This window comes from Chitinophaga varians (assembly GCF_014529945.1).
GTDB classification, from domain to species: Bacteria; Bacteroidota; Bacteroidia; order Chitinophagales; family Chitinophagaceae; genus Chitinophaga; species Chitinophaga varians.
In genome coordinates this window covers 489,065-513,092 of sequence record NZ_JACVFB010000002.1, presented here as the reverse complement: position 1 = coordinate 513,092, position 24,028 = coordinate 489,065, and the positions used below count along the sequence as shown (strand labels likewise).

Below are 24,028 nucleotides of genomic sequence, written 5' to 3'. Positions count from 1 at the left end.
TTTATATCAACCTTTCCTGTCTTTCCATTGCTGGTTAAAGGATTTGGCTGCAAACACCGGTAATTCACGGTTTTCTCCCCAACTTTTTGCGAAGAATTTACGGAAGAAGAAATTTTTCATTTTACCACTGGCCATATTCATCATTTTACGGCTGGTGCATCCCTGTTTCCATACGAACCAGGCAAATTTTTCCCCGCCTGTGGTATGATTTTCCTCTACCGCCTTTTGACGATTGTGGAGTAACAGTTCATGCAGATTGATACGGACAGGGCATACTTCAGTGCAATTGCCGCAGAGGGAAGAGGCAAAGCTGAGATGCATGTAATTGTCTATCCCTTTGAGATGAGGTGTGATAACAGCGCCGATAGGGCCGCTGTAGGTGGTGGCGTAGCTATGGCCACCAATGTTTTTATAAACAGGGCATGCATTGAGGCAGGAGCCACAACGGATGCAGTAAAGGCTTTCGCGGGCGGCTGTATCCTGGAGGATGTTGGTTCGGCCATTGTCCATCAGGATCACATACATTTCTTCCGGACCGTCTGTTTCGCCTTCCTGGCGAGGCCCGCTGAAGATACTGTTGTAGGCGGTTACTTTCTGGCCGGTGCCGTAGGTGGCCAGCAGTGGCCAGAACAGCGCCAGGTCTGCTACAGAAGGCAGTACTTTCTCGATGCCTACCAGCACAATATGTGTTTTGGGAAAGGCGGTGCTCAGGCGGGCATTGCCTTCATTTTCCGTTACGGCTACAGAGCCGGTATCGGCAAGAATGAAATTGGCGCCGGTAATGCCTATTTCCGCTTCCAGGTATTTTTGTCTGAGTTTTTCCCGGGCTACGAGTGTTAGCTGTTCGGGAGTGAGGTCCGGTGGTGTGCCCAGTTTTTCGGCAAAGAGACGGGCTACGTCTTCCTTGCTTTTGTGCATCGCCGGGGTTACAATATGATAAGGCGGTTCGCCGTCCAGTTGCTGGATATACTCTCCCAGATCGGTTTCCACACATTCAATGTTATGCTGCGCGAGGAAATCGTTCAGGTGCACTTCCTCGGTGGCCATTGATTTGCTTTTGACAATGCTTTTGCATTGTTTGGCCTGGCAGATGGCAAGGATTTCCTGTTGTACCTGTTCGGCTGTTTCTGCCCAGATAACTTTGCCACCGCGTTTGGTGAAGTTCATCTCAAATTCCTCAAGATGATTGTCCAGGTGCTCAATAGCTCTCCACTTAATATTCTTGGCTCTTTCACGCGCCACCGGGAGGTCTGCAAACTGCTGTTTACCGACTTTTACAGCGGCATTATATTTTCCTATGTTGAAGTTGATCGTCTGGCGGTGACCAAGATCCAATGCTTTTTTTTCACTTGCTTCGAGGAAAGTGGAGGCTGTTTGATGCATAAGCAAACGATAATTCCTTGATAAATATAATCATTTAGTCATTGTGTTATTTAATCATTTAACCATTTGATGGCTAAATGATTAAATAACACAATGACCTAATGATCTGATTTAGTATTTCTTGGTGGCGATTTTATCCAGCACTTCATAAAATTCCGTGCCGTATTTTCTGATGATGGCATCTTTAAGGAATCGATACACCGGAACTTTCAGGGACCGGCCGTTTTTGCAGGCGGGTTTGCAGATGTCCCAGCGGTCATAGTTCACCGCTTCAAATGACTCATATTTTTTTATCCGGATGGGATAGAGGTGGCAGGAGATGGGTTTTTTGAAATCCACCACGCCGTCGTTGTATGCCTTTTCAATGCCGCAGCCTACAATGCCATGTTCATCTATAGAAGCATAGGCGCAGATGCCGTTGTTTACGATAGGCGTCACGTATCCATATTCCTTATCAGTGGTATTGGTACCGGTACGTTCTATTTCGTCGATACCTTCCTGCCGGAGGTAGGATTTGATCTTCGGGTAGATTTTCTTCAGGGTTTTAGTTTCGTCTTTGTCAAGGGGAGCGCCGCAGTCGCCCGCCACACAGCAGGCGCCTTTACAGGCCGACAGATTGCATACGAACTGCTCTTCAACTACCTCGTCACTAATATATTTATCGTCTATGATAATCATCGGGTTATGGTCTTTTGTCTGTCCTGGTGGGGACGAACAAGCATTTAAAGACCACAAAGTTACGTGATTGCCGGCTTATCTCCAGCGGAGGGTTTCCACGAGATGCCACATATCTTTTTCCAGGAATGCGTTCACGGGAGCGAGGGAGTCGGCCTGTGGGGGAGCGTAAAAGTAGAGGGCGCCCCGGAGGAAATGTTGTACTGAATCGGTGGCAAAGAATTGTTTGGCAGATGCCGCGTTGCCGCCTACCTGGTAGAAGGTGCCGGCCACATGGTTGGGCGTATGGATTTTATTTTCGTCGATATATTCCGCCTTGTAGGTGTGTTTGTAGGTCATTTTATAGGCATCGTCCACCAGTTGCTGGAAGTTATTGCCTTTGCCGATGATTTTATAGCTGAGGTATATTTTACCGTTCAGGGTGGGGAAGTCGATATTGATCCAGTAAGGGTTTTCCGGTTTTTCCCCGAAAAAAGAGGTGTCTTTGACGATATTGGCATAGACCGGATATTCGAAGGTATACGGGTAGCCGGGCATATCGAAAGTCCGGTATTTTTTTTCCGGGAATTTCATCAGGAAGAAGCCCCTGGGCTTGGGTGTGGGCGGCGTGTTGCAGGCAACGGCCAGGATAGTGATCAGCAGGGACAGGAGGGCGAGGCCCTTTCCTTTGAAGTATGGCATTTTTTCTGAAATCGTTTAACAGGGCTGGATTACGCTTCTTCGGCGGCGTCCGGCCGTATGGTGACCTGTACTTTCTGGATGCGCATTTTGGTGACTTCCAGTACAGTGAAATCGTAATTGTTATAATTGATAACGCTGTTTTCCTCCGGAAATTTTCCGGCCAGTTCGAGGATGAGGCCTCCGAGGGAATCGCTTTCGCCTTTTACGGATTCAAACGTTTCCGGTGGGATGTTCATGATGCGGCAAACATCATTGAGCATGGTTTTACCTTCAAAAACGTAGGTAAAGTTGTCCAATTTGCTGTAGTTGAATTCTTCTTCATCGAATTCATCTTTGATATCGCCGATCACTTCTTCCATAATGTCTTCGAGGGTAACGATACCGGAGGTACCGCCAAATTCGTCGACTACTACGGCGAAGTGCATGCGTCTGCTCTGGAATTCAGAGAGGAGGTCTTCGATCAGTTTGTGGCCATGTACAAAGAAGGGCTGGCGCATTACTTCGTGCCAGTCGAATTTATTCCCTTTATCGAGGTGGGGGAGCAGGTCTTTGGTATGGATCACGCCCACGATGCTGTCGAGGTTGCCCTTGTACACCGGGAGGCGGGAATAATGCAGGTCGGCCACCTGTTTGATCACTTCTTCAAAAGTGCTGTCATATTCAATGCCGTTAACGTCAAGGCGGCCGCGCATGATTTGTTTAACGGTGATGTTGCCGAATTTGAGGATGCCTTTGAGGATATTTTTTTCCTCCTGGGAGGCGGTAGGGTCTACGCTCATTTCGATGGCTTCGTCAATTTCGTGGTAGTTGACGGGGCCGGCGCCGCGATGGAACAGGCGGGCTTCGATGCTGCCGCTGATGCCAACGAAAAAGTCGCTGACAGGTTCCAGGGTGGCATGAATGAGGCTGACGAACCAGGCAAAGTAGGTAGCGAAGCGAATATTGTTCTGGGCGGCCCATACGCGGGGGAGTATCTGCCCGAAAAACAGGAGGATGAGGCAGATCATGGAAATCCTTACCACGAAGGACACTACCGGCAGGGTTTGCAGGTCTTCCATTTGTGTCACCAGGTAATTGGTGATCATGATAAAGGCAATCATGAGGATGATGCCGGCAATCTGCAGGGATGCCAGGAGTGATTTTGGTTTCTCCAGCAGTTTGGTAATCAGTTTGCCGGAGGTGTTTTGTCTTGTTTTGAGTACGTTCAGGTCCTTGTAGTTCAGGGAAAAGAACGCTACTTCTGCACCGGAAACGATAAAGGTAAGCAGCAGTATTACAAAAATAACAAGTAGGAATACCACCATGTTTGGCGTAGCGATAGGTGTATTTACTTGTAACAAACAGGACATGTTGCTTGCCGAGAGGATCTCCAAGATATTTAGCTTTGATGTAATCAATCAAAAAAACAGGAAAGGTAAATCACACGACTACATTTCCTTGCACGCAAATATAAGTAATGTCCCTATATGGGATTACGTACTTTCGGAAACTTAATATTTTAACAGGTTACTAAAAAGGCAGATCGTCTGCGGGCTCGTTCAGCGAAGGGGGAATTTCCATATTGTTTGCGAAATTGTCTCCGGTTGAAGTTCCTGAACTGCTGTGGTGAGGTATGGGGTGATCTGAGCTGTTGAGGTCCATGCGTTTATCCAGCATAACCAGGTTGTCTCCTACAACTTCAGTTGCGAATTTTTTGTTGCCTTCCTTGTCTTCCCAGCTGCGGGTACGCAAACGTCCTTCAATATAGACCAGGCTGCCTTTGTGCAGGTATTTCTGGGCCAGCTCTGCCAGTCCGCGCCATAGCACTACTGTATGCCATTCTGTTTGAGAAATAAGTTTTCCTGCCCTGTCTTTAAAGGTTTCGGTGGTAGCCAGGGAAAACTTCGCTACTGCGATGTTACCTTCGAGAAACTGCACGTCCGGGTCTCTGCCTAAATTGCCTATCAGAATTACTTTATTAACACCTCTCATAGTTGTAGGTTTTTTTAGTCTATTGTTAAAAGGTTCTTCTTTTATAAATAAACAACCTTCTTAAAGTTAATATTTTTTTCCAATCGACAGTGAAAAATTTCTTGCTGGCAGCGTGTTAAGCACGAATGGACACATGTATTATAACTTCCTGTAATCTAACCGGATAATACATTTTGAATTTGTTATATGTGTTTCGTGTCAGAACAATTGAAGTTTTTTGCTTTGTAAAAAATCGGTCATCGTTTTTGGAAACGCGTATTTATCAAGTGTTTTACGGGAAACGAGCTGGTAGTCGTTTGGTGGCAGCGCCTGCTTTATTTCGAGGGTGAAGAAGCGACTGTGGATCGTTTGATGGGTAAGTTGTTGTTTTTGTGGTGCTGAAACGTTGATGACGGTAAAGGGTGTTTGGCCAAAGAGCTGCTTAAAGGATTCATTTTTCTGCAGTTCATCGAGCTCTTCCGCCTCCGGAGTTTCGATCAGGATAAATTCGTGCAGATTTTGCCAGATATCTTTTCCGGTCCTTTTGCGGATATAGATATTATCGTTGAATTCCACGAGGAAGTGGTTGAAATACCGTTTTTTGATCTGGAGTTTTTTGGATTTCACCGGGAGCACGTCTATGAGTTGTTGTTGACGGGCCAGGCATTTCCGGTTGAGCGGGCAGTCCGTGCAATGAGGTTGTTGTGGTTTGCAGACCACCGCCCCAAAATCCATAATGCTTTGATTATAAGCGGCGGGCTGGTCAACCGGCAGCAGTTCCTGTGCCAGATCGCCGAATTGTTTTTTGCCGGCGGTACTGTCGATGGGGGTATCGATGGCGAAGTAGCGGGAAAGGACGCGGTAAACGTTGCCGTCCAGTACCGCGTAGGGGAGGTGGAAGCCGAAAGAGGCGATGGCGGCGGCGGTGTAGGCGCCTATTCCTTTCAGGGCTTTGATCTGATCGTAGTTGCCGGGGAATTTCCCTTTATAGGTGGTGGCTATTTCGCGGGCGGCAGCCAGCATGTTTTTACAGCGGGCGTAGTATCCGAGGCCCTGCCAGAGGCGGAAAACTTCTTCTTCCGGGGCCTGTGCCAGTTTGGTGGCCGTAGGATAGTGCTCAATGAACTTCTGATAGTAAGGTAATCCTTGTTCCACACGGGTTTGCTGGAGAATAATTTCGGATAGCCATATCCGGTAGGGGTCTTTTTCACCTTTCCAGGGCATGGTACGGGTGTTGCTGAGCTGGTTCCACTCCAATAATTTTTCTGTAAAAAAAAGTCGGGAATCGGCCATTTATATATTATTTTAATAAAATTATTTAGTAAATTGATATGGTAAAAGCTGTCCTAAAACCCTATGGAGGTACACCAGATACCGTTTCCGGGCCTGCAAATAAATATAAATTATCATCAATACAGTTATAAGAAAAAATGATAAAATTTATTTGCTTAAAATTCAGCAATTAAAATTTTTAAATTAACTTTGAGAGTAAAGTAATCCTCTCGCTTTCATATGAGAAAAGCTGATTTAATAAACAACATTGCTGAAAAAACCGGCATCCCCAAAGTAGATGTTTTAGTCACACTGGAGGCTATGTTTAAAGAGGTGAAAGAAGCCCTTGCCAACGGTGAACACATCTACATCCGTGGGTTTGGCAGTTTTATCACAAAGAAAAGGGCCGCCAAGATTGGCCGCAACATCAAGAAGAACGTAGCGGTGGAGATTCCGGAGCACTTTATTCCGGCATTCAAGCCATCGAAAGAATTTGTTGCTGAAGTAAAGAAGCTTAAAAGTTCTTAGTTTTGCAGCCTAATCTTTAGGCGATGCGAAAGTCACAAGTTCTCCTGGTTGGTGCAGCTGTAGCACTATTGGTGGTTTTATATGCTTTTGGCCGTACTGTACCCCGGTCAGATAAGCAAGCTATGTCAACTGCTGCTCCTATGAAGGGCGGTCAGGGTGTAGAGCCTATTGCCTTTTCCGAACTACTGGAAACGGCTAAAGGGAAGATTCCTGCTGAAAAATTATTATTAATCAACACGATTGAGACGAACGTTGTACGCGGGGACGTGAAAACCCAGCAAATAGCTGCGTACAGACAGTTGTATAATACCTGGGACAGCCTCAACCAGCTGCCCGTGGCGGCTCATTATCTTGGCGAAGCCGCTAAGTTGGAAAATTCCGAAAAAAGCCTCACCTTTGCAGCCAATTTGTTTCTGGCTCACCTGCAACACGCTCAGGATCCGCGAATTGCAAAATGGGAAGCCGATCAGGCTAGCGCGCTGTTTGAACAGGCGATTCAGCTGAACCCGGCCAACGACACCCTGAAGATATCACAGGCGATGGTGTATATGAACACCGGCGAGCCGATGAAAGGGGTTGCCAAATTGAAGGAAGTCGTAGCCAAAAATCCTGATAATATCGACGCACAGGTCACTTTAGCGAACCTGGCCATTACATCAGGCCAGTATGATAAAGCTATCGAAAGACTGGAAGGCGTGATGCAGCAGCACCCGGACAATGCCAAAGTACTGTTTGTACTGGCAGAATCCTACAGAAGCAAAGGCGACAAACAGAAAGCGATTGAGCTGTTTGAGAAAAGCAAACAGGCCATGACCGATCCGGAGTTGAAAAAAGAAGTAGATAGCTACATTAAGAGCATTCAATAATATTTTATTTTTTCCATCATTTAAAAACGTATAAGCGTATGCCTTGCGGTAAGAAAAGAAAAAGACATAAAATTGCCACTCACAAGCGTAAAAAAAGACTGAGAAAGAACCGGCATAAAAGTAAAAAGAAATAATTACTCCAGTTTCCCGCCATTTATACTAACTAGGTATTTCCCGGCGCGGTGGTCGGATAAAAAATTTTCATATACCCTGCATGATTCTGGCATTTAATCTTAAATTGCCTGAGTCATGCAGGTTGTTTCCATAGATCCCGCAACCAGATCCCCGGACGTTGCCTGCAGTGATCGCTGAACCCTTAAGCAATCCATCATCACATCGGTGAAGAATATGCTAACTTTATAGTGAGCTATTGTTTGGTATGCAGTAAGCTGTTCTTACATAGCTGTGTGCATAGCATAAAAGGTGAAGTTTTAAAGGTTAAAATTTTGGACGCTTGAACAAGGAACTTATTATAAATGCGGCTCCCACAGGTGTGGAAATTGCGTTACTGGAAGATAAAAAGTTAGTGGAACTGCATCACGAAAGTGGCAACCCTAACTTTGCAGTAGGCGATTTATACCTGGGCAAAGTGAAAAAGCTGATACCCGGCTTGAATGCTGCATTTGTGGACGTAGGCTTCGAGAAGGATGCCTTTTTACATTATACGGATCTCAGCCCCTATATCCGTTCCATTCTTAAATTTACTGCAACTGCCATCAGCGATAAAACCCCTGAAGGATTTGATTTCACTAAGTTTAAAAATGAACCGGAAATAGTTAAAACAGGTAAAATCACTGACGTACTCGGCGGTAAACCCAATATCCTCGTACAGATCCTGAAAGAACCCATTTCTTCCAAAGGCCCCCGCCTGAGCTGCGAAATTTCTCTTCCCGGAAGATTCATCGTGTTAACTCCCTTTAATGATATTGTAGCGGTTTCTAAAAAAATCCACTCTTCCGAAGAAAGAAAAAGATTGCAGAAAATCGTGGAAGCCATCAAACCACCCAATTTCGGGGTGATTGTACGGACTGCCGCGGAAGGAAAGAAAACAGCTGAACTGCACGAAGATCTGACCACGCTCGTTCAAACCTGGAAAAATATCCAGTCCAACCTGAACAGCGCTCAGGCTCCCCAGAAAATTCTGAGCGAGCAAACCAAAACCACCAGTATCCTTCGTGACCTGCTCAATGAGAGCTTTAACCGGATCGTGATCAACGATAAAAATATCTATACGGATACCAAAACCTATATCCAGAAGATCGCTCCGGAAAAACAGGATATCGTTAACTATTATAATAACGGCTCACCGATCTTCGACAACTTCGGTATCACCCGTCAGGTAAAGGCTTCCTTCGGGAAAACCGTTAACCTCGACAGCGGTGTGTACCTTATCATCGAAGCAACGGAAGCCCTGCATGTTATAGACGTCAACAGCGGCTATAAAAGCTCGAGCAACAACCAGGAACAAAACGCCCTTGCCTCCAACCTGGAAGCTGCGGCGGAAATTGCCCGCCAGCTCCGGCTGCGCGACCTCGGCGGCATTATCATCATCGATTTTATCGATATGAAACTGCCGGAAAACAAAAAGACCGTTTTTGAAGCCATGGAGAAATTCATGGCTCAGGACAGGGCCAAACATACGATTCTGCCTATCTCCAAATTCGGGCTGATGCAAATCACCCGTCAGCGTGTAAAACCGGAAATCACCATTTCCGTGGCAGAAGATTGCCCCACCTGCCGCGGTACCGGCAAAATCGGCGCTTCTATGCTGATACTGGAAGATATCGAGAAAAACCTGCAATACCTCCTGAACCACCAACATAAAGGCCTGACCATCCGGGTACACCCGATCCTGCACGCTTACCTGACCAAAGGCTTCCTCACCTCCAAACAATGGAGATGGTATTTCCAATATAAAAAGTGGATCAAGCTGAAAGCAGACACCAACTATCACCTTACAGAATATCGCTTCTTCGACGCTAATGATGAAGAGATCAAATTGTAATTTAGCTATTTTGGAATTTAATTATTTAGAAATTTTAGCATGCAAGGTTACTTTCATACTCCAAATTTCTAAATAATTAAATTTCGAAATTTCAACATCTAACCCCTCCTTCAAACTGTATATATTTCATACATTTATGCGATAAAACAGTATTAATCCCCTACTGTTTGTTTGTCATGTTTGTTCTTGTTTCTTAATCACATCCATTACACTTATGACCGTACGTTTTTACACAACCCTCTCTTTATTGGCCCTGATTGTCTTTGTTGCCTGCCAGCAAAATGGAGGCTTTAGAAAGAAGCTGAAAATCAGAGACACTACACATTATACTAAAGAAGCGTATATTGAAGAGACGCTGGACAGTAACCTGCTTAATCAATTCCTGGCAGTGAACACCAACTATGATCAGTATGATGAATACATCCGGAATTTCTATCAGAAACGGGGGTATCACTACGCATGGATCAACAAAGACTCACTGACGGAACAGGCGGCCAACTTCATCAATATGATGAAAAATGATGCCTCTTATGGCATTAAAGACAGTAGCCTGATCAACCCCCAACTGCAACAGCTGACGGATAGCCTGCTGCAAAGCGAAGCGGGATTGCGTATCGCTGACACCGCCCGTCCACAGCTGGAAGTACTGCTAACCGCGCAGTTCTTCGCCTATGGTAATAAGGTATGGGGCGGCCTTACGGCTGATTCAGCGAAAGACCTGGAATGGTTCATCCCCCGGAAAAAAATTGATATGGAAAGCCTGTTGGATTCCGTGGTGCGCAAGAAATCCAACGCTTTTGAAGAAGATGAACCGGTGAACCGTCAATATAAACTGCTGCGGAACGAGCTGAAAAAACTGGCTAACCTGGAAGCCTCTACGAAATGGGATGCTGTTCAGATAGCACAGAAAGCCACCTTCAAAAAGGGAGATTCTTCCCAGGTGATCATCACCGTAAAAAACAGACTGAAAGCACTGGGCGACCTGGCCGTGAACGACAGCAGCAGTCGCTTTACACCGGAGCTGGACAGCGCCGTACGTTCCTATCAGGCCCGTATGGGACAAAAAGTGGACGGTATCATCAAACAAACCACGGTAGATGCGTTGAATGTGCCCTTACAACAACGGATCCGTCAGATACTGGTGAATATGGAGCGTTCCCGCTGGGTGCCGCTGGAACCCACTACAGACTATATTCTGGTGAATATCCCGGCATTTACCATGTATGTATATGATAAAGGAAAACTAGACTGGAGCTGCAACGTGGTGGTCGGCAAACCCGGCGCCAATACGGTGGTATTCTCCAAAGACCTGCGTTATGTAGTGTTTAGCCCGTACTGGAACGTACCTCCGGGCATTCTGGCCAAAGAGGTGTTGCCGGGCCTTAAACGGAGCGGCAGCGGATATCTGGCGCGGCAGAATATGGAGATCGTAGGTGCCAGCGGGAAAGTGATACCGCCCGGTTCCATCAATTTCAGCAAATATTCCGGTGGTAATTTCCCTTACATCGTAAGACAACGTCCGGGTGGCCGAAACTCACTGGGCAAGGTGAAATTCCTGTTCCCGAACGAATACAACATCTACCTGCATGATACGCCTGCCCGTTATCTTTTTGGGGAAAATAAACGTTCTTTCAGCCACGGCTGCATACGGGTGGCAGAGCCTAAACATCTGGCAGAATGGTTGCTGCGTAAGGATTCCAGCTGGACAGAGCAGAAGATAGACGATGCCCTGAATGCCAATAAAGAAAAGTTTGTTACCGTGAAAGAAAAAGTGCCGGTGTTCATCGTTTACTTTACTGCTTTCGTGGACAGTAAAGGAAAGCTGAACTTCCGCGATGACGTGTACGGTCACGATACGCGACTGGCCGCTACTTTATTTGGTAGCAACGAGCCGAAGCCGGCGAGGGTGGATTCATCCGGTAGCCAGGAAAAATATTAAATAAAAAAAGACATGTCCGCGGGCATGTCTTTTTTTTGTGATGTCCCCTCAGGGATCACAGTTTAGCTATGTGCGATCACTGATATTTCCACATTCACTCCCTTGGGCAAACCGGCTACCTGTACGGTTTCGCGTGCGGGGTAGTTGCCACTGAAGTAGCTGCCGTATACTTCATTTACCTTAGGGAAATCGTTCATGTCTGTCAGGAAGATGGTGGTTTTTACCACGGCATCGAAAGTAAGACCGGCTTCTTTCAATACTGCCTGCAGGTTTTTCATGGCCATATGGGCTTCATCCGTGATGCCTGACTTCACCACCTCACCGGTGGCGGGATCTAAAGGAATCTGACCAGACACATAGAGGATATTACCAGCTTTTACAGCCTGGTTGTATGGCCCGATAGGAGCGGGCGCCTGATTGGTGTTGATGATTTGCTTTTCCATATAACGAAAATAAAAAAATAAGTGGTGCCGGCATCGGCTGTTGGCCGGCAGGAGGTGGGTTTAACCCGAAGATAAAGGGATTTTTTTCTTAGGTTTGCCGAAATTTAATGCATGAATATCCTCGTAATAGCAGATGCGCAGCGGTATGATGAATTACAGCAAAGAGATTTTTCCCGGCATCAGGTACAATGGAGAACCAGTCTGGAAGAAGTGCTGTCTGTGAAGGCGTTTGACCTGGTGATAGATCTTATATTCGATGACCGGCCGGACCATGCAGCGGTATATGCCCGTAATCCGGGTGTGCCCGTGTTGGCAGGGATCGTGAAAACGTCCTTGTCTCAGGTAATGAGTGATTATGCCTTTGAGCAGGGGTTCAATATTATGGGATGTAATTTCCTGCCGGGTTTTATCAGTCTGCCGTTGCTGGAAGTAACGCTGATGGACGACGGGCAGCAGGAAGTGTTGGCAGACATCATGCATCAGCTCAGCTGGGAATACACCCTGGTAGCGGATGCTACGGGGATGGTAACACCGAGGGTGGTATGCATGATTATCAATGAGGCCTATCTGACAGCACAGGAGGGGACCGCCTCCCGTGCGGATATAGACACCTCCATGAAGTTAGGCACCAATTATCCGTTTGGGCCTTTTGAGTGGTGTGAACGTATAGGCGTGAAACACGTGTATGAAGTACTGAAAGCAGTACACGATGCTACCGGTGATGACCGTTACGAGGTAGCTGCATTATTACAAACAGAATACGAGGCGATATAACCATGGCATTAATACTGAGCATAGATACAGCCACTACCGCCGGTTCGGTGAGCCTGGCGCGTGATGGTAAAGCATTACAGACGCTTGTCAACGAGCAGCAGCAGGACCATGCCGCGGCGATGGTGTTGTATGTGCAGCAGGTATTGCGTGAGCAGGGCGTTACCGCCGCTGATCTGGATGCCGTGGCTGTGAGCGCAGGGCCGGGGTCTTACACGGGTTTACGTGTAGGCGTGGCTACCGCCAAAGGCCTGTGTTATGCCTGGAATAAGCCGTTGCTGGCCGTTCCCACGCTGCAGATGATGGCGCAGGGCGCCAAAGCGGTAGTGCAGGATGATAACGCCTGGTATTGTCCCATGCTGGACGCGCGCCGGCAGGAGGTATTCACCGCTATTTATGATGCCTCGCTGCAGCCGGTCATGGAGCCACAGGCGCTGATACTGGAGCCAGCCTCGCTGGATGCCTGGTTGTCGCAGCAAAAGATATATTTTTTCGGCAATGGTAGCCCGAAATGGGCCGCCATGCTGCCTTCCATCGATAATGCCGTTTTTGTTTCCCATGAGATGAGTGCCGCGCATATGGCCCCGCTGGCAGAACAGTTATTCGGTCAAAAATCATTTGTTGACCTCGCTTATTTCAGCCCTTTTTATCTGAAAGGCTTCTATTTCCCCCAAAAACCCTAACACGTTCGTTTTATTTGTCATGATATTGTCAAATTACATCTAATTTGCACATATCGTCGGGTTATATATGATAAAATAAGGTATAGAAATTTTTTTTATTGTGACAGATATTATATTTTTGTATAAATCGATAACCGCATTTGTTGTCTAACTGTTTTGCGATTACTGTCCGTTGATCCCTTTCATTTCATCATTTTTTAAAAACTATTATGCGATGGAAAAAACATTATTAACTACCTCTTCTAATACTCTTATTATTTCTAGAGGTAACAATGAAAAAGACCAGATCAAATTGGATTACATTGCCGTTAAAAAGGCTGCTATGGTTTTGCGTGCTATCAACCATAAGTTGCGCCAGCAGATGATAAAGCTGTTGGAGGACCATAAGAAAATGACTGTGACAGAGATATATGTAAAATTGCGTTTGGAACAATCGGTAGCATCGCAGCATCTGGCCATATTAAGACGGGCTGGTATTGTAATTACAGAAAGAGATGGTAAGTTCATTCACTACACTATCAACAAGCAGCGTATTGCTGAAGTGGCAAAATTTGTGGAAGAACTGGTTGGTTAATCCATATTAACCATTTTTAAATACGGAATTGAATTATTGAAAAAGTAGCCGAAAGGCTACTTTTTTATTTTAGTATAGATTTTATCCATACGTGTGGGGGGTGATTTATTTGTAAATTTGTAGGATTACAAAAACCAATCAAATCAAAAAGCCAATCCATGTACGTAAAACAATTATACACCAATTGTCTGTCAGAGGCGGCATACTTCATTGAATCAGGAGGAGTGGCCGTGGTGATAGACCCGCTGAGGGATATCGATGTATACCTGGACCTTGCCAGGGAACGGAATGCTACTATTAAATACATTTTTGAAACACATTTCCACGCCGACTTTGTGTCGGGCCATCTGGAACTGGCCAAAGCTACCGGAGCACAGATTGTGTTTGGCCCGGATGCTGAAACCGGCTTCGATGCTTATGTGGCAAAAGATAACGAAGAATTTGCCATCGGTGATGTCACTATTAAAGTGTTGCATACACCGGGACATACACTGGAGTCTACCTGTTACCTGCTGCTGGATGCCAATAAAGCGCCACACGCTGTGTTTACCGGCGACACCCTGTTTGTGGGAGATGTAGGTCGTCCGGACCTCTTCAGTGGTAACCTCACAAAAGAAGAACTGGCTGCGCATCTGTTCGAGTCGCTGAACAACCGCATTAAAACACTGCCTGATAACGTGATCGTATATCCGGCGCATGGCCCGGGATCTGCCTGTGGCAAGAACCTCGGTCCGAATACTTACAGCACCATCGGAGAAGAAAAAAGCAACAACTATGCACTGTTGGCCACTGATAAGGCACAGTTCATCCAGGAAGTGACCAGTGGCTTGTCTACACCCCCTTCTTATTTCCCGATCAACGCAAAGATCAACAAAGAAGGTTATGATGCGCTGCAGGCGGTGATGAACAAAGCGTTGCAACCGCTTTCTGTGGCTGCATTTAAAGAAAAAAGCAAAGCAGGCGCTTTGATCCTCGATACTCGTCCGGCTACGGAATTTGGCGATGGTTTTGTGCCTGAGTCTATCAGCATCGGTCTGGAAGGCCGTTTCGCTGAGTGGGCCGGCAGCCTGTTGCCTTTCGATCAGGAAATTATACTGGTCGCTACACCGGGCAAAGAAGAAGAAACAGTCGTAAGAATGGCGCGTGTAGGTTTCGAAAATGTCAATGGCTACCTCGAAGGTGGTTTCCCTGCCTGGGAAGCAGCCGGCGAGGAAAGAGATATGATCATCACCGTGGAAGCGGATGAGCTGGCGATGGATATTCCACACGACGACAACCTCGTGATCGTAGATGTGCGCAAGCCGGGTGAATACGCTAACGGACATATTAAAGATGCGCTCAGCCTGCCGCTGGGCGATATGATGGACCCTGCCAACCTCGCCAGCCTGGAAGAACAGCTGAACCTGTATGTTCACTGCCAGGGCGGTTATCGCAGCATTATTGCCTGCTCTATCCTGAAGAGAGAGGGCATCCACAACCTGCGTAACGTAGAGGGTGGTTTCGCCAAAATGAAAGATGAAAAAGGACTGGAAGTAGTACAGGAAAAGAATGTGCTCAACTAAGTATTTTCCAATTATAGCTTAGCATATCATCAGACCGCAAGGGATTCCTTTGCGGCCTGTTTGTTTTTGATATGGTTAAATAATTTAATGTATACTACTGCAGTTCCATTTCCCTCAAATCCTTTATTGCAGTGGGCTTTCTTTCGGGCAGATATTTTAGTTGTGTCGATTTTCAATTGATTAACAATAAGTTAAACAAGAAAAAATTTTCTGTTAGCACGTTATTTGTTATCTTCTGGGACTAAAACTTTCTAACCATGAATAGAAAATCCTTAGCACTCGCCCTTTTGATGGTGATGGGCGTTTTCTTCTTCGCCTGTAAGCCGTCGGACAGCAAAATCCAACAGGCTGTTAATGAAAAACTGAGTACTATTCCGGGCATCACAGCCGAAGTGAAAAGCGGTGTGGTAACGCTGAACGGCGAAGTAACAGACGATGCCGCCAAAGCAGCAGCGGAAGAAGCCTTAAAAGGTGTTTCCGGTGTGAAATCTGTTACCAACAATATCACCGTGAAAGCACCGGAACCAGTGCAGGCACCGGTTACCATCAACCCCGACGATGTGCTGAAGAAAACCCTTGATTCTGCTTATGCGGCAGGTGGATTTTCAACAGTAACCGTTACCGTTGCCAATGGTGAAGTAACCCTGACCGGCGAAGCTAAAAAAAGCGATCTGCGTAAAATCATTCAGACAGCACAGGAATCAAAACCTAAGAAAGTCAACAACAATCTTAAATTGAAATAACCCTTTAAAAAATTACTGTCATGAGCTTACAGGATAAATACCAGGAACTGATCAGCCAGGCCAACAGCGCCGGCGTTACCAATTTACAGGTAAGGGAACAGGACAATGTGCTGTATATAGACGGGGAAGCTACCGCTGAGGTGAAAGACCAACTGTGGAGCACCTACGAAAAACTGGACCCTGAAATGCGTTCTGCTGATGTAGTGATGAATATCGCTGTTGCCGATGGTGGCGGCGGAGAACAGACCTACGAAGTAAAATCCGGCGACAGTCTGAGCAAGATTGCGAAGAACTATCCCGGCGTTTCCTGGAAAGACATCTTTGAGGCCAATAAAGACCAGATCAAAGACCCCAATCTGATCTATCCCGGACAGAAACTGAAAATACCCGGATGATAACAACCGGTGAACGTATAAAAGCGAAGACCTGAGCAGTGGCTCAGGTCTTCGCTTTTTATTTTGTTTCCGGTGTGCCGGGATATTGGTGTTTCCATCTTCTGTGGCTCCATACCCATACTTCCGGTTGCTCATGTATATTTTTCTCCAGGAACCGAACAAAGGTCTCGGTGATCTTCCCTACCGGCTCCTGTTGTGGCGCTTCAAACATCAGCTTCAGCGTGGCGTGATAATACCCGCGTTTTGTTTTGCGGATATCTACAAACACTACCGGGATATCATTTCTGCGGGCCGCCATTTCAGGGCCTTTATAGAAAGGTGTCATCTTGTTCAGGAAAGGATACCAAAGGCAGCTCTTCGGATTGCCAGGGTTCTGGTCAGCTACCAGTGCGATCAGGTATTGCTTGTCGAGCCATGGTTTCATGCTGTTGGCCATATCATTGGCGGGGATCAGGATAGACCCGAATTTCTCCCGGAAATGGCGGAACATGCGATCCGCCGGCTTGCTGCTAAGCGGCATATACACCACCAGGAAGGGGTAAGCCACGCCCTGCATGCAGAAGAGATTGGCCCATTCCCAGTTGAAGTTGTGGCCCAGGTGCAGCTGACAGCTTTTGCCTTTGGCATGTAGCTCATGGAGTACGGTCAGATCGCAAATAAAGCGCTTCTGCAGCTGCTCTTTGCTCATAGTGAGCAGTTTGATGGTTTCCACCATCATATCCGTCAGGTTGCGGTAGTATTTTTTAGCCAGCAGTTTGATTTCTTCCGGTGACTTTTCCGGAAATGCCTGTTTCATATTGGCCAGTACCACTTGCTTCCGGTAGCCAAACACGTAATACACCAGCGCATACAGGATATCACTGATGAAGTAGAGTACCGGGAAAGGCAAGAAGGAAATACCGTAACAAAAAACAAGTAGTATATAGTACATATTCCTCTCTAGTCTAAACTTGAATGCTCCGCAAAGGTAATGAAAACCAGCGGGTTGGCTTACAAGACAATATTCTGCACCAGCTCACATTTGTACGGGTAATCTGTGTTGTAATGCAGGCCCCTGCTTTCTTTGCGGAAGGACGCACCTTTCACGATCAGGTAGGCGGCCGTGATCAGGTTACGCAGTTCGCACAGTTGAGGAGATACTTCTGTTTTTTCGTAAAGGGCTTCCGTTTCCTCATGCAGCATATCCAGCCGGCGCAAGGCGCGGGCCAGACGTTCGTTGGTGCGTACGATACCCACGTAGTCGCTCATGATCTGTTTCAGTTCTTTGAGGCTCTGGGTAATGAGGATCATTTCCCGTGGGGCGGTGGTGCCACGTGCATCCCAGTCGGGCACGCTCTCTTTGAATTCCAGGGTATCTATTTTGCTGGTAGCATCCATGAAGCAGCGATGGGCAAACACCATCGCTTCCAGCAGGGAGTTGGAAGCGAGGCGGTTGGCGCCGTGCAGGCCTGTGCTGGCGCATTCGCCGCAGGCATACAGATTACGGATGGAGGTCTGGCCCCATTCGTTGGTTTTGATGCCGCCACAGCTGTAGTGTGCTGCCGGCTCTACCGGGATCATCTGTTTTTGTACATCGATGCCGATGGCCTTACAGGTCTCGTAAATATTAGGGAAATGGTGAATGAATTTTTCGATGTCCATATGGCGGCAGTCGAGAAACACATGCTCCGTACCGGTGATCTTCATTTCACTGTCGATAGCGCGGGCCACAATATCACGAGGCGCCAGCGACAGACGGGGATCGTATTTGTGCATGAAATCTTCACCGTGGATATTACGGAGAATACCGCCGTCACCCCGTACCGCTTCGGTAATCAGAAAGGAAGGATTAACACCGGGCTGATAGAGGGCTGTAGGATGGAACTGGATAAACTCCATGTTCTCGATACGGCCTTTGGCGCGGTATACCATGGCCACGCCGTCGCCGGTAGCGATGGTGGGGTTGGTGGTGCTGCGGTACACCTGTCCGTTACCCCCGGTGGCCAGCAGGGTTACTTTTGCCAGTATCGTTTCTATTTTTCTGCTGTTGAGATTGAGCACATATACCCCATAACACTCAATATCCGGAGTAGATTTGGTAACCAGATAACCCAGGTGATGCTGGGTGATCAGGTCTACCACAAAGCAGTGGGTGACGAGTTTGATATTGGGGCGGCGGTGGATGGCTTCCAGCAGCGCACGTTCAATCTCTTTACCGGTAATATCTTTATGATGGATTACTCTGAAAACGGAGTGTCCGCCCTCGCGGCCGAGCGAAAAATCACCATCGGGGTTTTTGTCGAAATTGGCTCCCCATTCGATGATTTCATTCACTCTTTCCGGACCTTCTGTGACAACGATTTCCACCACGCGTTCGTTGCAAAGTCCGTCGCCTGCGATCAGGGTATCTTCTATATGTTTTTCAAAGCTGTCGTTTTCCAGATCATTGACCACTGCCACGCCGCCCTGTGCGTACTTGGTATTGGTCTCATCTTCACGGCTTTTAGTGATAATGGTAATTGTTTTATCAGGGCACTGCTGAGATACTTTGAGGGCATAGGTCAAGCCTGCAATCCCCGAACCGATGACAAGAAAATCTGTTTGCTGCATAGGGTACGAAATTACCGCTTTTTTGCTACCCAAACCGGTGATTTTTATCAGCGGCGGTAATACTGTACGGCGCCATAAACCAGTCCGGCCTGAGCCAGTCCGTAGGTAAGCATCACCTGTACTCCGCCGGCCGGTAGTGGGTGGTAAAACCGGTTCAGCGCAATGAGCGAGTCAGACAGTACAAAAAGCAATGCTCCGCCTGCACAATACCAGGCCATCCGCTGGTAGCGGAAATGGAAGGCATGTATCACGCTTTGCAGCATGATGGAGATGACCAGCGAATAGATGATCACCGGAACGACCATGTTACCAAGGTAGGGCATGAGAAAGAGGATATAGCCGATGACTGCCCCTGCATTCAGAAATACCCAGTGATATTTGCAATACGGTACCGGTGGGTTGGAATACCGGATGGTGAGAAAAAAGATAATGTAGAAAATATGGCCGACAAGAAAACAGCCCAATCCGGATAAAAACAGGTGGTCGAACATCAACAATACATCTCCCAGTAAACAGGATAACAAGGCCCCATACATCCATGCCTTCTGTTTGGCCGGCATCGCTTCACCGGCAGACAAAAAGTAGACAGCCAGCAGCGGCACCAGCAATGGTTTGGTAGCAAAACGAAGACTGTCCATGTTCAGGCTGATCAATACGAGATCTGCAAACAGGGTCAGGAAATACAGCACTAACCATCCGGATTTGTTCATGAGTTATGCAGGTTGTAGTTGTTATTACAAGATAACAAACTTTTGGCATAAACATCAGGTATTCAGGAGGATGAGAAACGTAGAACCGTTTCCGTTATTACCGGGACTTAACACTTTCAGTTGTCCGCCATGCATTTGAATAATTTGTTGCGATAAACTGAGGCCGATACCGGAACCGGTTTTTTTGGTAGTGAAGAAAGGGATAAAAATTTTGTTCATGGCTTCGGTATCAATACCGGGGCCATTATCGGTGATTTCAATGCAAACCTGCTGTACGTTGTTGAGATACACTTTCATGTGGATAGCGGCATTGTCAGTGTGTTCCAGGGCGTCCATGGCGTTTTTCACCAGATTGATCAGCACCATCTGCAGCTGCGATATGTCTGCATGTATTTCTACGTTTTCAGCGTCCACTTCGAGTTGGAAGTGGATGTTGGCTTGTTTCATATCCGCCTGGAAAAGGCTGCTCACCGTAGATACGAGCGATTTGATATTGACCTGTGTGAACTGTGGCTGCGGAAGCGTGGTGTAGTCACGATAGGCGTTTACGAAGTTCATGATGCCTTTGCTGCGGCTTTCAACCGTCAGCAGGGCTTCCCGGAGGTCTTCAATCCCTTCCCGGTTGCCGGCGCTTGGAGCGATATCGAGATCGACGATTTCTTTCATGGTGCCAATGAGTGACACGATAGGCGTTACGGAGTTCATGATCTCATGCCGCAATATTTTAGTCAGGTTCTGCCAGGCTTCCAGCTCTTTTTTCTGTAGTTCGGAGTGGATGTTCTGGATAGAGATGAGTTTGATCAGGCGTCCCTGTAAACGCACTGTGGCAGCATGGATGGACAGCTGTTGTTCCTGACGGGTAGCATATAGGGTTTTGTTGCCGGAAGACAGGTCGGTCAATAGTTCTGAAAGGCCGGGATGTACCGGTCTCAGTTCTGAAATATTACGCAGGCGATAGATGCCCAGCAGGCGGAAAGCTGCGGGGTTGATCAGTTCTATGCGTCCTTCTGTGTCAAAAGAGAATACGCCGATGCTGATATGCTGGATGAGCGTGTCGATGTATTTGAGATTAGCTTCTTTTTCAGCGCGGGTTTGCCGGAAGGCTTCCAGTACTTCGTTGAACTGGTGGTTGAGCATCCGGAAGCTTTTACCGAGTTGATTATCTCCGCTGAAGCGGATAGAAAAATCTTCGTACCGGATAGATTCCAGGAACAGGGTAAGCTTGCGGTTGATGCGGTTGAGGTAATAGTAGATGCCGTATATCTGCAGCGCTATCAGGGGCATGGTAAGGACTGCCAGCGGTGTCATACCGTGGAGGTACAGCCATACTGCAGCGGCCAGTGAAAGGGTGAGCAGCAGTATGCGGAGGATGATATTGACGCTGAAACGGTTCATGATGGAAAGGTTTGCCGGAGCGTGCCCCGGCAAACGGGCGCTAAATATTATATTTCTCGAGCCTTCTGTAAAGTGCTGCCCTGCTGAGGCCCAGTTCTTTAGCGGCTTCGGTGATATTTCCGTTGCATTTCTTCATGGCCTGGGTGATGATGGTACGTTCCATTTCTTCCAGGTTGTAGCCTGTATCTATCTGCGGGTCCTGGGCGTTGTTGCTTTTCACGAACACGTCTTTAGGCTGCAGCGTTTTTCCCTGAGAAAGGATCACGGCTCTTTCCATGGCGTGTTGCAGCTCGCGGATGTTACCGGGCCATTCGTATTTTTCCAGCTGTTGGATGAGGGATTCATGCAGACTGTTGACCTGACGTTTGTATTTCTCGCGGTACAGTTGCAGGAAGTGTTCGGCCAGTGGTATGATGTCTTCCCGGCGTTCGCGCAGGGGAGGCAGGTGTATTTCGATGGTGTTGATACGGTACAGCAGGTCCTGCCTGAAAAGGTGCTGGGCGGCTTGTTGCTGGATGTTGCGATTGGTAGCGCAGATCAGTCTAACGTCGATGGGTATACTCTTATTGGACCCTACTTTGGTCACCGATCTGTTTTGGAGTACGGTGAGGAGTTTGGCCTGAAAGGGGATGGAGATATTGCCGATTTCATCGAGGAAGATGGTGCCGCCGGTGGCTTCTTCAAAGCGTCCGGCCCTGTCTTCGCGGGCGTCGGTGAAGGCGCCTTTCACGTGGCCGAAAAGTTCGCTTTCAAAGAGTGTTTCGCTGATGGCGCCGAGGTCGACGCTGACGATCGGTTTGCCGCTGCGGTGTGATTGCTGGTGGATATGTCTGGCCAGCATGTCTTTCCCGGTGCCGTTTTCACCGAGGATGAGCACATTGGCATCGGTAGCGGCTACACGGGAAACGGTGTCGAATACGGCCTGCATAGCGGGACTGTTGCCAACGATCAGGTTACCGGTATTGTGCACCACCGCAGGTTTGTCCAGTTTGGATGCCCGTTTGTTATAGGCCGATTGTATGGTGGCCAGCAGTTTTTCATTTTCCCATGGTTTGAGTACGAAGTCCACTGCGCCGGACTTGATGGCCCTTACCGCCATTTCCACATCGCCATAGGCGGTAAACAGCACCACTGCGGTATCCGGCTTGATATCGAGGATACGGTCCAGCCATTCAAACCCTTCTTTGCCGCTGCTGAGGTCACGGGTGAAGTTCATATCCAGCAGGATCACATCGTAGTCAAAGTTGGTGACCAGATAAGGTATCCTTTGCGGATTTTTTTCAAAATCCACCTGTTCAAAGTGCCGTTTCAACAGCAGGCGGGCTGCGCGCAATACATCAACGTCGTCGTCAACGATCAGAATTTTTCCGGGTTGCATGGTGGTCATGGGTAAAAGGTGAATGCAACAATATTACAGAAAGATTTTTTTACAAAAGCGCTTTATTTACGGCTTTTACAAAAGTGTCCGTTTATGAACACCGGTTGTCCGCCACAGGACATTTCCGGATTGCGGTTATCCGCTATGAGGCTTGTTGGTAGGGCGTTTTGCGCTTTGGCATATGGATTGGAATTCCCTGATCACAAACTTTTTGATAATTATCATGGATAGAAAAATAGAAAAGAAGTTCTGGAATAAAAAGCGCATCCTGATGATCAGTGGTGGCGGCCTGGTAGTCATGTTGTTACTATATACGCTGATCTTTGCGGATCACAGGGCTACGCTGAATGTGGAGAAGGACAAGATCACGATCTCCACGGTTAAGAAAGGGACTTTCGATGTATATATCGCTGTCACCGCTGTGGTGATGCCATTGAAGACCATCCGTCTCGACGCCATTGAAGGCGGTTATGTAAGCCGTAAATATCTGGAAGGCGGCAGCATGGTAAAAGAAGGGGATTCCATCCTGAAACTGGACAACCAGCATATGATGATGGAATTTGTGAACCATGAAACGGAGATCTACCGTTTACGGAACGAGTTGCAGAATACCCGTCTGAATATCCGTCAGCAGGACTTCGTGATGCAACAGACCATTTCTGACATCAACGCCAAGATCGATGCCGCGCAGGACCTCTATGATCGCAATAAGCAGCTGGTAGAGGAGAAGATCGTTGCCCGTCAGGAATTCAATAAAAACAAGATCGAGCTGGAAGGTTTCAAGCGCCAGCGCGATATTCAGCTGCAATCACAGGCTTATCAACGCGAAAATGCCCGCCAGCAGATTTCGCAGCTGGAAGGAACGCTGTCCCGTACGCAGCGCAACCTGGAGCTGATGAAGCAGAACCTCAACAGCCTGATCGTACGGGCTCCGGTGTCTGGCCAGTTATCCTCTATTGATGTGGAGGTGGGGTCCAGCATCACCGCCGGCCAGAATATCGGCCAGATTGACGACCTGAACGGTTTTAAACTGCGTGCAGATATTGATGAACATTATGTATCACAGGTTTTTGCCGGTCTCAAAGCTACTTTTGAGTTTGATGGGAAATCGTACGATATGGTAGTGACTAAAGTATATCCTGAAGTAAAAAGTGGTCGTTTTCAGGCGGATATGAATTTTGAAAAACAAACACCTGAAGGCATCCGCCGTGGACAGTCTACTCCGATCCGCCTGGTATTGGGCAAATCGCAGGAAGCGATGCTTTTACCGCTGGGCGGCTTCTTTTCCGACACCGGGGGCAACTGGGTGTATGTAGTGGACCGTAGCGGGAAAAAGGCTGTTAAGCGTAATATCTCCCTCGGAAGGAAAAATCCTTTGTATTTTGAAGTATTGGAAGGACTGCAGCCGGGTGACCAGGTGATCACTTCTTCCTACGAGAACTTTGGTAACAAAGATGTATTGGCGTTCTAAGCGATCATCCATTTT

At 47.4% G+C, this 24,028-nt stretch carries 23 protein-coding genes; 11 read left to right on the top strand and 12 right to left on the bottom strand.

Going from position 1 to position 24,028, the window contains the following annotated elements:
* Positions 1 to 6: 6 nt before the first annotated feature.
* The 6 genes from ICL55_RS09870 to mutY all read right to left on the bottom strand — a co-directional run bounded on the left by ICL55_RS09870 (position 7) and on the right by mutY (position 5,982).
* Positions 7 to 1,383: a LutB/LldF family L-lactate oxidation iron-sulfur protein gene (locus tag ICL55_RS09870; RefSeq protein ID WP_188096539.1), complete on the bottom strand. Its 1,377-nt coding sequence runs from the start codon at positions 1,381 to 1,383 to the stop codon at positions 7 to 9.
* A gap of 111 nt (positions 1,384 to 1,494) precedes the next feature.
* Positions 1,495 to 2,061: a DUF3109 family protein gene (locus tag ICL55_RS09865; protein WP_188096537.1), complete on the bottom strand. Its 567-nt coding sequence runs from the start codon at positions 2,059 to 2,061 to the stop codon at positions 1,495 to 1,497.
* 75 nt (positions 2,062 to 2,136) lie between these two features.
* Positions 2,137 to 2,739 (bottom strand): gliding motility lipoprotein GldD, encoded by a 603-nt coding sequence (gene gldD, locus ICL55_RS09860; RefSeq protein ID WP_188096535.1) that lies wholly within the window; start codon positions 2,737 to 2,739, stop codon positions 2,137 to 2,139.
* A 29-nt stretch (positions 2,740 to 2,768) separates the two neighbouring features.
* Entirely contained in the window at positions 2,769 to 4,088 is a 1,320-nt protein-coding gene (gene gldE, locus ICL55_RS09855; protein ID WP_188098331.1) for a gliding motility-associated protein GldE, read from the bottom strand.
* 160 nt (positions 4,089 to 4,248) lie between these two features.
* Positions 4,249 to 4,710, bottom strand: a complete 462-nt coding sequence (locus ICL55_RS09850; RefSeq protein WP_078669883.1) for a single-stranded DNA-binding protein — start codon at positions 4,708 to 4,710, stop codon at positions 4,249 to 4,251.
* A 198-nt stretch (positions 4,711 to 4,908) separates the two neighbouring features.
* Complete coding sequence (gene mutY, locus ICL55_RS09845; RefSeq protein WP_188096534.1) at positions 4,909 to 5,982, bottom strand: A/G-specific adenine glycosylase; 1,074 nt, start codon at positions 5,980 to 5,982, stop codon at positions 4,909 to 4,911.
* 219 nt (positions 5,983 to 6,201) lie between these two features.
* On the opposite strand from mutY, the gene ICL55_RS09840 reads away from it, so the two are divergent.
* The 4 genes from ICL55_RS09840 to ICL55_RS09825 all read left to right on the top strand — a co-directional run bounded on the left by ICL55_RS09840 (position 6,202) and on the right by ICL55_RS09825 (position 11,299).
* Positions 6,202 to 6,489 carry an HU family DNA-binding protein gene (locus tag ICL55_RS09840; RefSeq protein ID WP_073084475.1) on the top strand — a complete coding sequence of 96 codons (288 nt, stop codon included), beginning with the start codon at positions 6,202 to 6,204 and terminating at the stop codon, positions 6,487 to 6,489.
* A gap of 140 nt (positions 6,490 to 6,629) precedes the next feature.
* Complete coding sequence (locus ICL55_RS09835; protein ID WP_188096532.1) at positions 6,630 to 7,355, top strand: tetratricopeptide repeat protein; 726 nt, start codon at positions 6,630 to 6,632, stop codon at positions 7,353 to 7,355.
* 454 nt (positions 7,356 to 7,809) lie between these two features.
* Positions 7,810 to 9,360, top strand: coding sequence for an Rne/Rng family ribonuclease (locus ICL55_RS09830; RefSeq protein WP_169223138.1), 1,551 nt, complete (start codon positions 7,810 to 7,812; stop codon positions 9,358 to 9,360).
* Between the two features lie 214 nt (positions 9,361 to 9,574).
* The gene (locus ICL55_RS09825; protein ID WP_188096530.1) at positions 9,575 to 11,299 is read left to right on the top strand and encodes a L,D-transpeptidase family protein; all 1,725 of its coding nucleotides are present in this window, start codon (positions 9,575 to 9,577) and stop codon (positions 11,297 to 11,299) included.
* 62 nt (positions 11,300 to 11,361) lie between these two features.
* On the opposite strand, the gene ICL55_RS09820 is transcribed toward ICL55_RS09825, so the two are convergent.
* Positions 11,362 to 11,742: a RidA family protein gene (locus ICL55_RS09820; protein WP_188096528.1), complete on the bottom strand. Its 381-nt coding sequence runs from the start codon at positions 11,740 to 11,742 to the stop codon at positions 11,362 to 11,364.
* A gap of 111 nt (positions 11,743 to 11,853) precedes the next feature.
* On the opposite strand from ICL55_RS09820, the gene ICL55_RS09815 reads away from it, so the two are divergent.
* From ICL55_RS09815 to ICL55_RS09790, 6 genes are all read left to right on the top strand, one after another.
* Positions 11,854 to 12,516 (top strand): 3-hydroxyacyl-CoA dehydrogenase family protein, encoded by a 663-nt coding sequence (locus ICL55_RS09815; protein WP_188096526.1) that lies wholly within the window; start codon positions 11,854 to 11,856, stop codon positions 12,514 to 12,516.
* 2 nt (positions 12,517 to 12,518) lie between these two features.
* Complete coding sequence (tsaB, locus tag ICL55_RS09810) at positions 12,519 to 13,196, top strand: tRNA (adenosine(37)-N6)-threonylcarbamoyltransferase complex dimerization subunit type 1 TsaB (protein ID WP_188096523.1); 678 nt, start codon at positions 12,519 to 12,521, stop codon at positions 13,194 to 13,196.
* Between the two features lie 214 nt (positions 13,197 to 13,410).
* A complete protein-coding gene (locus ICL55_RS09805; protein ID WP_073084462.1) occupies positions 13,411 to 13,770 on the top strand; it encodes an ArsR/SmtB family transcription factor in 360 nt (119 codons plus the stop codon).
* Positions 13,771 to 13,928: 158 nt separating this feature from the next.
* Complete coding sequence (locus ICL55_RS09800) at positions 13,929 to 15,332, top strand: MBL fold metallo-hydrolase (protein WP_188096521.1); 1,404 nt, start codon at positions 13,929 to 13,931, stop codon at positions 15,330 to 15,332.
* 257 nt (positions 15,333 to 15,589) lie between these two features.
* Positions 15,590 to 16,075, top strand: coding sequence for a BON domain-containing protein (locus ICL55_RS09795; protein WP_188096518.1), 486 nt, complete (start codon positions 15,590 to 15,592; stop codon positions 16,073 to 16,075).
* 20 nt (positions 16,076 to 16,095) lie between these two features.
* Positions 16,096 to 16,470, top strand: a complete 375-nt coding sequence (locus ICL55_RS09790; RefSeq protein WP_188096516.1) for a LysM peptidoglycan-binding domain-containing protein — start codon at positions 16,096 to 16,098, stop codon at positions 16,468 to 16,470.
* 58 nt (positions 16,471 to 16,528) lie between these two features.
* On the opposite strand, the gene ICL55_RS09785 is transcribed toward ICL55_RS09790, so the two are convergent.
* Genes ICL55_RS09785 through ICL55_RS09765 form a run of 5 tightly spaced genes read right to left on the bottom strand, consistent with a single transcriptional unit; the run spans position 16,529 to position 22,551 of the window.
* Positions 16,529 to 17,401 carry a lysophospholipid acyltransferase family protein gene (locus tag ICL55_RS09785; RefSeq protein ID WP_188096514.1) on the bottom strand — a complete coding sequence of 291 codons (873 nt, stop codon included), beginning with the start codon at positions 17,399 to 17,401 and terminating at the stop codon, positions 16,529 to 16,531.
* A 59-nt stretch (positions 17,402 to 17,460) separates the two neighbouring features.
* Positions 17,461 to 19,059 (bottom strand): L-aspartate oxidase, encoded by a 1,599-nt coding sequence (gene nadB / locus ICL55_RS09780; RefSeq protein ID WP_188096512.1) that lies wholly within the window; start codon positions 19,057 to 19,059, stop codon positions 17,461 to 17,463.
* Positions 19,060 to 19,106: 47 nt separating this feature from the next.
* On the bottom strand, positions 19,107 to 19,769 hold the full coding sequence (locus tag ICL55_RS09775) for a lysoplasmalogenase (protein WP_188096510.1): 663 nt from the start codon (positions 19,767 to 19,769) through the stop codon (positions 19,107 to 19,109).
* Positions 19,770 to 19,823: 54 nt separating this feature from the next.
* Positions 19,824 to 21,164, bottom strand: coding sequence for a sensor histidine kinase (locus tag ICL55_RS09770; RefSeq protein WP_188096508.1), 1,341 nt, complete (start codon positions 21,162 to 21,164; stop codon positions 19,824 to 19,826).
* A 40-nt stretch (positions 21,165 to 21,204) separates the two neighbouring features.
* Positions 21,205 to 22,551, bottom strand: a complete 1,347-nt coding sequence (locus tag ICL55_RS09765; RefSeq protein ID WP_223151404.1) for a sigma-54-dependent transcriptional regulator — start codon at positions 22,549 to 22,551, stop codon at positions 21,205 to 21,207.
* Positions 22,552 to 22,765: 214 nt separating this feature from the next.
* Between ICL55_RS09765 and ICL55_RS09760 the strand changes: the two genes are divergently transcribed.
* Positions 22,766 to 24,013, top strand: a complete 1,248-nt coding sequence (locus ICL55_RS09760) for an efflux RND transporter periplasmic adaptor subunit (protein WP_188096506.1) — start codon at positions 22,766 to 22,768, stop codon at positions 24,011 to 24,013.
* Positions 24,014 to 24,028 lie beyond the last annotated feature (15 nt).

Bases quoted from the DNA above. Each gene is read 5' to 3' on its own strand.
- ICL55_RS09870 (WP_188096539.1), bottom strand. From the start codon at position 1,383: ATGCATCAAACAGCCTCCACTTTCCTCGAAGCAAGTGAAAAAAAAGCA.
- ICL55_RS09865 (WP_188096537.1), bottom strand. From the start codon at position 2,061: ATGATTATCATAGACGATAAATATATTAGTGACGAGGTAGTTGAAGAG.
- gldD (WP_188096535.1), bottom strand. From the start codon at position 2,739: ATGCCATACTTCAAAGGAAAGGGCCTCGCCCTCCTGTCCCTGCTGATC.
- gldE (WP_188098331.1), bottom strand. From the start codon at position 4,088: ATGTCCTGTTTGTTACAAGTAAATACACCTATCGCTACGCCAAACATG.
- ICL55_RS09850 (WP_078669883.1), bottom strand. From the start codon at position 4,710: ATGAGAGGTGTTAATAAAGTAATTCTGATAGGCAATTTAGGCAGAGAC.
- mutY (WP_188096534.1), bottom strand. From the start codon at position 5,982: ATGGCCGATTCCCGACTTTTTTTTACAGAAAAATTATTGGAGTGGAAC.
- ICL55_RS09840 (WP_073084475.1), top strand. From the start codon at position 6,202: ATGAGAAAAGCTGATTTAATAAACAACATTGCTGAAAAAACCGGCATC.
- ICL55_RS09835 (WP_188096532.1), top strand. From the start codon at position 6,630: ATGAAGGGCGGTCAGGGTGTAGAGCCTATTGCCTTTTCCGAACTACTG.
- ICL55_RS09825 (WP_188096530.1), top strand. From the start codon at position 9,575: ATGACCGTACGTTTTTACACAACCCTCTCTTTATTGGCCCTGATTGTC.
- ICL55_RS09820 (WP_188096528.1), bottom strand. From the start codon at position 11,742: ATGGAAAAGCAAATCATCAACACCAATCAGGCGCCCGCTCCTATCGGG.
- ICL55_RS09815 (WP_188096526.1), top strand. From the start codon at position 11,854: ATGAATATCCTCGTAATAGCAGATGCGCAGCGGTATGATGAATTACAG.
- tsaB (WP_188096523.1), top strand. From the start codon at position 12,519: ATGGCATTAATACTGAGCATAGATACAGCCACTACCGCCGGTTCGGTG.
- ICL55_RS09805 (WP_073084462.1), top strand. From the start codon at position 13,411: ATGGAAAAAACATTATTAACTACCTCTTCTAATACTCTTATTATTTCT.
- ICL55_RS09800 (WP_188096521.1), top strand. From the start codon at position 13,929: ATGTACGTAAAACAATTATACACCAATTGTCTGTCAGAGGCGGCATAC.
- ICL55_RS09795 (WP_188096518.1), top strand. From the start codon at position 15,590: ATGAATAGAAAATCCTTAGCACTCGCCCTTTTGATGGTGATGGGCGTT.
- ICL55_RS09790 (WP_188096516.1), top strand. From the start codon at position 16,096: ATGAGCTTACAGGATAAATACCAGGAACTGATCAGCCAGGCCAACAGC.
- ICL55_RS09785 (WP_188096514.1), bottom strand. From the start codon at position 17,401: ATGTACTATATACTACTTGTTTTTTGTTACGGTATTTCCTTCTTGCCT.
- nadB (WP_188096512.1), bottom strand. From the start codon at position 19,059: ATGCAGCAAACAGATTTTCTTGTCATCGGTTCGGGGATTGCAGGCTTG.
- ICL55_RS09775 (WP_188096510.1), bottom strand. From the start codon at position 19,769: ATGAACAAATCCGGATGGTTAGTGCTGTATTTCCTGACCCTGTTTGCA.
- ICL55_RS09770 (WP_188096508.1), bottom strand. From the start codon at position 21,164: ATGAACCGTTTCAGCGTCAATATCATCCTCCGCATACTGCTGCTCACC.
- ICL55_RS09765 (WP_223151404.1), bottom strand. From the start codon at position 22,551: ATGACCACCATGCAACCCGGAAAAATTCTGATCGTTGACGACGACGTT.
- ICL55_RS09760 (WP_188096506.1), top strand. From the start codon at position 22,766: ATGGATAGAAAAATAGAAAAGAAGTTCTGGAATAAAAAGCGCATCCTG.